At 64.6% G+C, this 8,508-nt stretch carries 8 protein-coding genes; 7 read left to right on the top strand and 1 reads right to left on the bottom strand.

Annotation, left to right across the window (positions count from 1 at the left end):
• The coding region (locus MOV74_RS24045) for a phenylacetate--CoA ligase family protein (protein ID WP_246928107.1) at nucleotides 1–958 on the top strand (958 nt) is incomplete at its 5' end.
• Between the two features lie 2 nt (nucleotides 959–960).
• Here the strand turns inward: MOV74_RS24045 and MOV74_RS24040 are convergent.
• A complete protein-coding gene (locus MOV74_RS24040; protein ID WP_246928099.1) occupies nucleotides 961–2,598 on the bottom strand; it encodes a carbamoyltransferase C-terminal domain-containing protein in 1,638 nt (545 codons plus the stop codon).
• A 196-nt stretch (nucleotides 2,599–2,794) separates the two neighbouring features.
• Here MOV74_RS24040 and MOV74_RS24035 point away from each other — a divergent pair, with 196 nt between their 5' ends.
• From MOV74_RS24035 to MOV74_RS24010, 6 genes are all read left to right on the top strand, one after another.
• A complete protein-coding gene (locus MOV74_RS24035; protein WP_246928097.1) occupies nucleotides 2,795–4,171 on the top strand; it encodes a CBS domain-containing protein in 1,377 nt (458 codons plus the stop codon).
• Nucleotides 4,172–4,193: 22 nt separating this feature from the next.
• The gene (locus MOV74_RS24030; RefSeq protein WP_246928089.1) at nucleotides 4,194–6,113 is read left to right on the top strand and encodes an N-acetylneuraminate synthase family protein; all 1,920 of its coding nucleotides are present in this window, start codon (nucleotides 4,194–4,196) and stop codon (nucleotides 6,111–6,113) included.
• Nucleotides 6,113–6,802 (top strand): acylneuraminate cytidylyltransferase family protein, encoded by a 690-nt coding sequence (locus MOV74_RS24025; protein WP_246928087.1) that lies wholly within the window; start codon nucleotides 6,113–6,115, stop codon nucleotides 6,800–6,802. The genes MOV74_RS24030 and MOV74_RS24025 overlap by 1 nt, the downstream gene beginning before the upstream one ends.
• A complete protein-coding gene (locus tag MOV74_RS24020) occupies nucleotides 6,795–7,559 on the top strand; it encodes an SDR family oxidoreductase (protein ID WP_246928085.1) in 765 nt (254 codons plus the stop codon). Before MOV74_RS24025 ends, MOV74_RS24020 begins: the two co-directional genes overlap by 8 nt.
• Nucleotides 7,556–8,404: a sugar phosphate isomerase/epimerase gene (locus MOV74_RS24015; RefSeq protein WP_246928083.1), complete on the top strand. Its 849-nt coding sequence runs from the start codon at nucleotides 7,556–7,558 to the stop codon at nucleotides 8,402–8,404. Before MOV74_RS24020 ends, MOV74_RS24015 begins: the two co-directional genes overlap by 4 nt.
• A partial coding sequence (locus MOV74_RS24010; RefSeq protein WP_246928110.1) for an SDR family NAD(P)-dependent oxidoreductase occupies nucleotides 8,401–8,508 on the top strand: 108 nt, incomplete at its 3' end. The genes MOV74_RS24015 and MOV74_RS24010, both read left to right, overlap by 4 nt.

Genomic DNA, 8,508 nt, shown 5'->3' with positions numbered 1-8,508 from the left:
CCTCTTCACCTACCCCGGCCCGATCTTTGAGCCCGAGGGACGGCAGGCCGACCCCTGGCGCGGTGCGCGGGCGCTGTTCGCGGCCGGGTTCCGCCCCGATGACGTCGTCCTCAACACCTTCAGCTACCACCTCACTCCGGGGGGCTTCATCTTCGATGCCTCGGCGCGTGCGCTGGGCTGCGCCGTGATCCCGGCAGGGCCCGGCAATACCGAGCAACAGTTTGAGCTGATCGAGGCCTACCGCCCGGTTGGCTACAGCGGCACGCCGGATTTCCTGAAGATATTGCTCGATGCCGCGGCGAGCTCGGGCCGCGACGTCTCCTCGATCAAGCGCGCGCTGGTCTCGGGCGCGGCGTTCCCGCCCTCGCTCCAGGCCGAGATCAAGGCACGCGGGATCGACGCCTACCAAGCCTTCGGCACCGCCGATCTCGGCCTCATCGCGTTCGAGACCGAGGCTCGCGAGGGCATGGTCGTCAACGAGGACCTGATCCTGGAAATCGTCAAGCCCGGCACCGGCGATCCCGTGGCGCCCGGCGACGTCGGGGAGATCGTGGTGACCTCGCTCGACCCGCATCATCCCTGGATCCGGCTCGCTCTCGGCGACCTCACCGCAGCGCTGCCGGGCGCGAGTGCTTGCGGTCGCACCAACATGCGCATCAAGGGCTGGATGGGCCGCGCCGACCAGACCACCAAAGTCAAGGGCATGTTCGTCCGTCCCGAGCAGATCGCCGAGATCGGCAAGCGGCATTCCGAGCTCGGAAGACTGCGCCTCGTCGTCACGCGACAGGGCGAAACCGACGCAATGACATTGAAAGCGGAAACGGCGACCGCGAACGACGCCTTGCGCGAAGAGGTTGCGGCCAGCTTACGCGCCGTGACGAAACTCGGTGGAAGCGTCGATCTGGTCGGTCCCGGCGCGCTGCCGAACGACGGCAAGGTGATCGCGGACGAACGGTAGGCTCAATTCGATTTCGACAGCCGGTAATTGCCGAGATACAGCACGTCCAGGCCCGAGCAGAAATAGGTGTGCAGCGCCTCCAGCGGGGCGTTCACAGTCGGCTGCTCGTTGATGTTGAGGCTGGTGTTGATCAGAACCGGCAGAGAGGTCGCTTTCGCGAACTCGCCGATCAGTCGGCCGTAGAGCGGGTTGCTGTCCGCATGGACGCTCTGGATGCGCGCGGTGTTGTCGACATGGACCACCGCGGGCATGGTCTTGGCGACCTTCTCATTGACCGGGAACGTCACCACCATGAAGGGCGCGTCGAAGGTGTCCTCGAAATATTCGGCTTGGCGCTCGTACAGCACTGACGGGCAGAACGGGCGGAATTCCTCGCGGTATTTGATGGTGAGGTTGATGCGGTCCTTCATGCCCGCCTGGCGCGGATCCGCCAGGATCGAGCGGTTGCCGAGCGCCCGCGGACCGTATTCCATCCGCCCCTGGAACCAACCCACGGTCTTCTGCTCCGCCAAGTCGGTGACGCAACGCGATACGGAATCGTCGAGCAGCTCGAAGCGCGCGCCGATCTTCTCCAGCGTCTCCCGGATCGTGTCGTTGGAATAGTCCGGTCCCCAGTAAGCGTGGGTCAGCGGCGCGATCGCATGGCCCGCCTCCGCGCATTTCATCATCGCGGCGCCCAGCGCCACGCCCGCATCGTGCGGCACCGGCGGAACGTACAGACGCTTCACGGACGGCTCGGCCGCAATCTCCATGTTCATCTTGCAGTTCAGGCCGACACCGCCGGCGATGCAGACGTCGCCGCAGCCGGTCTCGGCGATCGCGGCGCGGATCACCTCGGTGGTGACGATCTCGAGCTGCTTCTGGCCGCTTGCGGCGATGTTGGTCAGCCGCTGATCGAGCGGCTGGCCGCGCAGCCGTCGCGGCCCCAAAATCTCCTCCATCTTCTCGGTGAAGATGCGCTCCTGCCGCGTCGAGAAGTCGCTCGTGAAGATCTCGGCGTCGCGCCTGCGCTTGTCGAGTTCGGGATCGAGCTCGTAGTTGATGCCGTTCGGGCGCAGGAGTTTGGCAAACTTGTCGAGATAGTCCGGGCTACCGTAGGACGACAGGCCCATGACCTTGTACTCGTCATTGGTCATCTGATAGCCGAGATACTGCGTCAGCATCCCGTAATAGAGCCCCAGACTGTTGTTGCGGCCGAACCGCGTCAGCACGCGGAAGTCGTTGCCGCGTGCGTGGGCGACGAGACCGGAGCTGGAATCGCCCGAGAAGTCGAAGCAGGCCACGGTCGCCTCCGAGAAACCGGAGCCGTAGAACGAGCTCGCGGCATGACAGAGGTGATGGTCGTAGAGCTCGATCTTCGGGCTGTAGCCGAACTGATACTTGAAATATTCGGTGAGACGCTGCGTGTAGTTCGTGTAGGTCTTCAGCGGCGAGCAGATCCAATCGACCTCACGCATGGTGATGCCGGCCTGCTTCAGGCAGAAGCCGATGGCGCCACGCGGCAGCTCGCCACGCGCATGCTTCGCCAGCGTGAAACGCTCCTCCTCGGCGGCTGCGATCAACTCGCCATCGCGCAACAACACCGCCGCACCGTCATGGTGCCCGTGCTTGATCCCTGAGCTGATTCCGATCACGTACATGTCGTCTAGACCCCTTGCGAAGCCTTCTATAGAAACCGCGGCCAATGTAAATCGGCCACTCTGCGGCCGGAGCGCTCGATCGCCCCCTTTGGGCGCGATGCCCCGGGCGCAGGAACCTTGCATCGTCCCTGCCGCTCCCGTATTACCAACCCTGCTACGATATGGCCTGGAATTGGCCTTTCCTGGACCCCAAAACGTGCTTGAACGAACCCTCGTCACCATCGCCGAGACCGAGACCATTGAGGAAGCCTTCCGGCGCCTCAATGCCAACATGCTCGGCATCCTGTTCGCGCAGGACGCGAGCGGACGAATTGTCGGGGCAGTGACGGACGGCGACATCCGCAGGCGCATGCTGGCCGGCACAACGATCCATGACCGGGTTGCGACCTGCATCAATCGCAACTTCGTCTGGGCGCGCACCGGCGGCCCGCGCGAACAGATCCTCAAATTGCTCGACCAGCGCGTGCACGTGGTGCCGATCCTGGACGGCGAAGGGCGCCTCGTCGACGTGTTCAGCCGCGAGCTGTTCAACCTGTCCGAAGAGAGCGAGGTGTTCGCCCGCGCCCGATCGCCGGTGCGGATCAGCTTCTCCGGCGGCGGCACCGACCTGACCCACTATTTCGTGGAGAATGACGGCGGCGCGGTCATCAACGCCACGATCAAGATGTACGCTCACGCGACGTTGCGGCGCCGGAGCGATTCCAGCATCCGGATCTATTCGCACGATTTCCGGCGTACAATCGAGGCCGACAATCTCGCAGAACTCGGTACGGACGGAGATCTTGCGCTGATCAAGTCCGTCGTGCGCCTGATCAAGCCGACTTATGGGTTCGAGCTCGAGGTCTCCGCCGACTTCCCGGTCGGCTCAGGCCTCGGCGGCTCGGCGGTGGTCACCTCCGCCATCATCGGATGCTTCAACGAATTCCGCGGCGACCAATGGGACCGCCACGAGATCGCGGAGATGGCGTTTCAGGCCGAGCGGCTGATGCTCAACATCCCCGGCGGCTGGCAGGATCAGTACGCTACCGTGTTCGGCGGCTTCAATCACATGGAGTTCTTCTCCGACCAGAACACCATCGTGCCGCTGCGCCTCGACCCCAACATCATCGCCGAACTCGAGGAGAGCCTGGTGCTCTGCTACACGGGCTCTGGCCGCGATTCCGGCGCCATCCACCGCGACCAGAAGGCTCAGCACGAGACCAGCGACGCGGTCGCCGCGGCCGCCAAGCAAAAGGAAGTGACGCGCGACATCCGGCGGCATCTCCTGCGCGGCCAGCTCCTGGAATGCGGCCGACTGATCGACGAGGCCTGGCACGCCAAGCGGAAGCTGAGTTCGAAGATCTCCTCGGACGCGATCGATGCGATCTACGATTTCGCCAAGCAGCATGGCGCGGTCGGCGGCAAGCTGCTGGGCGCCGGCGGCGGCGGCTATTTCATGTTCTTCGTACGGCCGTTCGAGCGCTACCAGCTCATCGCCGCGCTGGAACAACAGGGGCATAGCTGTTCGCGCATCATGTTCGAAGAGAACGGGCTGCGAACGTGGAAGTCGCGCTTTCCCGCGCGATTCGCCTGACGCATATGAGACGAGAATGTTGATGACATCGCCCAAACAGCCCGCTCCGGTCCGCATCGGCAACCGTCTTCTGGGCGACGGCGAGCCCTGCTACGTCATCGCCGAGATCGGCAACAACCACAATGGCGACTTCGACCGCGCCATTGCGCTGGTCGACGCCGCAGTCGCGGCCGGGGCCGATTGCGCCAAATTCCAGATGCGCAAGCTGGACGAGGTCTACCGTGCGTCGAGCCTTTCGGGCAAGGACGACGACCTCGCCGTCGAGTATACGCTCGATCTCCTGCGGCGCTTCGAGCTTCCGACCGCGCAGCAGAAGAAGATCGCCGAGTACTGCGCAGCGAAGGGTATCCAGTATCTCTGCACGCCCTGGGACGCGAGCAGCGTCGCCGTGCTCGAAGGCTTCGGCGTGCAAGCCTACAAGGTTGCCTCCGCCGACCTTACCAACCTGCCGCTGCTCGCGCGCCTCGCCGCCACCGGCAAGACGCTGATCGTCTCGACCGGCATGAGCACGACGGACGAGATCAGGGCCGCGGCAAAATTCCTCGACGACCGCAACGCGAGCTACGTGCTCCTGCATTGCCAGAGCACCTACCCGGCCGCGCTCCACAACATCCATCTGCGTTTCATGGAAACGCTGCGCGAGATCCATCCGGTGGTCGGCTATTCGGGCCACGAGCGCGGCGTCGCCGTTTCGACGGCCGCCGTCGCGCTCGGCGCCGTCGTCATCGAACGTCACATCACCCTCGACCGGGAGATGGAAGGTCCGGACCATGCCGCGAGCCTGGAGCCGGAGGAATTCAAGTCGCTGGTCTCCGGCATCCGCGAGGTGGAGGCGGCGCGCGGCGAGAAACGGGCCGAGCGCGCGCTGAGCCAGGGCGAGTTGATCAATCGCGAGAACCTCGCCAAGAGCCTGGTGGCCGCGCGCGACCTTTCGGCCGGTACCGTGATCTCCGAAGCCGACATCGCGGTGAAGAGCCCGGGACAGGGCTTGTCGCCGCTCAGGATGCCGGCTCTGCTCGGCCGCAAGCTGACGCGGACCATGGCGGCCGACGACTATTTCTTCCAGAGCGATCTCGACGAAGGCGCCACGAAAGCTCGGCGCTACCGCTTCGACCGCCCCTGGGGCGTGCCGGTCCGCTATCACGACGCCGAGCGTTTCCTGGAGATCTGCGAGCCTGATATCATCGAATTCCATCTCAGCTACAGCGACATGGAACGCGATCCCGCGGCGTATCTGTCCGGCACCTACGATCTCGGCTTCGTCGTGCATGCGCCGGAGCTGTTTGCCGGCTCCAAGCTGATGGACCTCGCAACCCCTGACGAGGCCTTGCGGCGCTATTCGCTGGAGCAGACGCAGGCTGTGATCGACATTACCCGCGGCCTGAAGAAGTACTTTCCCAAGACCAAGCGCCCGCCCATCGTCGCCAATATCGGCGGCTTCACCATGGACGAGCCGTTGCCGCCGGAGGAGAAAGCCGAGCGCTACCGCATCTTCGCGCAGAGCTTGACCGAGCTCGACATGGACGGCGTCGAACTGACGCCGCAAACCATGGCGCCGTTCCCCTGGCATTTCGGCGGCCAGCGCCACCAGAACATCTTTATATTCCCGGACGAGTCGGCCGCGTTCTGCGCCAAGCACGATTTGCGGATGTGCGTCGACATCTCGCACACGAAACTCGCCGCCAATCATTTCGGCTTCGACTTCGCGCAAGGCCTCGCCCAGCTCGGGCCGCACACCGCGCATCTGCATTTCGGCGACGCCAAGGGACTCGACGGCGAGGGTCTTCAGATCGGCGAAGGCGAGATCGACTTCGACGAGATCGGACAGGTGCTGCGCAAGCATGCGCCGACGGCCTCGTTCATTCCCGAGATTTGGCAGGGCCACAAGAACATGGGCGAAGGCTTCTGGACCGCGCTCGAGCGTCTCGAGGGACACGTCTGATGGCGCGCAAGACGCTGGCCGTGATCGCCGCACGCGGCGGCTCCAAGGGCATCCCACACAAGAACCTGCTCGATCTCTGCGGCAAACCGCTGATCGCGTGGACAGTCGAGCAGGCACGCGCGGCGCGGGGCGTCGATGTGGTGGCGGTCTCTTCGGACAGCGACAACATCCTCGCCGCGGCCGAGGCCGCCGGAGCCGTCGGCGTGCAGCGCCCGGCCGACATTTCGGGCGACCTCGCCTCCTCCGAATCCGCCTGGCTGCACGCACTCGATGCGATCGACGAGCGGATGGGACGGTTCGAGCGCATCGTCGCGCTCCAGGCGACATCGCCGATCCGCGAACCCAGCGACATCGAGAACGCGCTCGCGACCTTCGATCGCGATCATCTCGACAGCCTGCTCTCGGTCTGCGAGGTCGAGGATTATTTCAACTGGCGCATCGGCGCGAACGGACCGGAGCCGATCAACTACGACTATCGCAACCGCCGCATGCGGCAGCAGATCGAGAAGCGCTATTTGGAGAACGGCTCGTTCTACGTCCTGATCCCATCCCTCCTGCGCGAGCAGAACAACCGTCTCGGCGGCAAGATCGGCTTCCACGTGATGGAGCGTCACAAGATGTTCCAGATCGACCGCCCCGAGGACGTCAAGCTTTGCGCCGCCATCATGCAAAGTTACGGCTATGCCTGACCTCAGCGCCTTCTCGCTCAAAGGCAAGATCGCGGTGGTCACCGGCGCCTCGCGGGGCATTGGCGCGGCCATCGCGACCGGCCTGCGAGAGGCGGGCGCTATGGTGTTCGGCCTCAGCCGTTCCGGGACCGCACCCCAGGACGTTACCGCAATTGCGTGCGACCTCTCCGACGACAAGGCGATCGAAAGCGCATTCGGCATGATCGCCGCGCAAGGCGGGCGTATCGACGCGTTGGTCAACGCCGCCGGCATCAGCCTCCCCGCAAAAGTTGATGAGAGTGAGCTTGCGCGCTTTCGCGCCACGGTCGCGACCGACCTCACCGGCGTTTACGCCACCATCCTTGCCGCGTATCCGCTCCTGAAGAAGGCGGGCTCGGCTGCGATCGTCAACGTCACCAGCATCAACTCGATCCGCGGCTTTCCCGGCAATCCCGGCTACGTGGCGGCGAAGGCGGGTCTTGCCGGGCTGACGCGCGCACTCGCGGCCGACTACGCGCCCGACGGCATCCGCGTCAACGCACTTGCTCCGGGCTACGTCGCGACAGAGATGACCGCGAAGAGTTTTGCCGATCCCCTCATGCACGAAGACAGGCGCCGCCACACCATGCTCGGCCGGTGGGGACAGCCCGCCGACATGGTGGGAGCGGCCGTTTTCCTGACGTCGGAAGCCTCTGCTTATGTGACCGGTCAGGAGATCTTCGTCGACGGCGGCTGGATCGCCAAAGGCCTCGCCATCAGCTCGGATAGCAAATCGTGACCGCAACGCTGCAACGAATCGGCTTCATGCAGGGACGGCTCTCGGCCCTGGTCGACGACAAGATCCAGGCCTTCCCCTGGGACGAGTGGCAAAAGGAATTTTCACGCGCGAAGGAGCTCGGCCTGACACGGATGGAATGGACCATCGATCAGGAACGGCTGCGCGAGAACCCGCTGACGACCGAGCCGGGGCAGCAGGAGATTCTGGCACTGTCGCGCGAGAACGGCGTGCGCATCCCGAGCCTGACCGGCGACTGCTTCATGCAGGCGCCGTTCTGGAAGGTCGATGCCGTCGTGCGCGACGCTCTCGTGGCCGACCTCGATCTCCTGATCGCCGCCTGTAGCCGCATCGGCATCGAGTTCGTCGTGATCCCGCTGGTCGACAACGGCAAGATCGAGCGCGAGGGCGAGAGCGATACGTTGAAGCGCGTGCTGCTTGCCCGCTCCGAACTGCTGGCGAGGCGAAACGTCAAGATCGTCTTCGAATCCGATCTGCCGCCGGATGAGCTTGCCCGGTTCATGGAGGCATTTCCGGCCGAAATCTTCGGCATCAACTACGACAGCGGCAACAGCGCCTCGCTCGGCTACGACAGCGACGAGGAGATTGCCGCCTACGCACCCCGCATTCTCAACGTGCACGTGAAAGACCGCATTCGCGGCGGCACCACCGTCCCGCTCGGCACCGGCAATGCGGACCTTGCCAAGACGATTCGGCTGATCGAGCGCTCAGGCTACAAGGGCCAGTACATCCTGCAGACTGCCCGCGCATCCGACGGCGACCATGCTGGCGCGCTGGCAAGATATCGCGACATGACGGTCGGCTGGATCGAGGATGCAGCGCGATGAAGCTCGAGCTGAACGATCGCGTTGCGCTCGTCACCGGCGCCAGCCGCGGCATCGGGCTTGCGATCGCGACGACGCTCGCGGCGGAAGGTGCCAGGGTCGCGCTG

The sequence above is a fragment of the Bradyrhizobium sp. SHOUNA76 genome (assembly GCF_023006445.1).
In the GTDB taxonomy this organism is placed as follows: Bacteria; Pseudomonadota; Alphaproteobacteria; order Rhizobiales; family Xanthobacteraceae; genus Bradyrhizobium.
Note: the sequence above shows the minus strand (reverse complement) of the source record. Positions and strands in the feature narration are given on the sequence as shown.

Coding starts and splice junctions, on each gene's coding strand:
- MOV74_RS24040 (WP_246928099.1), bottom strand. CDS start 2,598: ATGTACGTGATCGGAATCAGCTCAGGGATCAAGCACGGGCACCATGAC.
- MOV74_RS24030 (WP_246928089.1), top strand. CDS start 4,194: ATGACATCGCCCAAACAGCCCGCTCCGGTCCGCATCGGCAACCGTCTT.
- MOV74_RS24025 (WP_246928087.1), top strand. CDS start 6,113: ATGGCGCGCAAGACGCTGGCCGTGATCGCCGCACGCGGCGGCTCCAAG.
- MOV74_RS24020 (WP_246928085.1), top strand. CDS start 6,795: ATGCCTGACCTCAGCGCCTTCTCGCTCAAAGGCAAGATCGCGGTGGTC.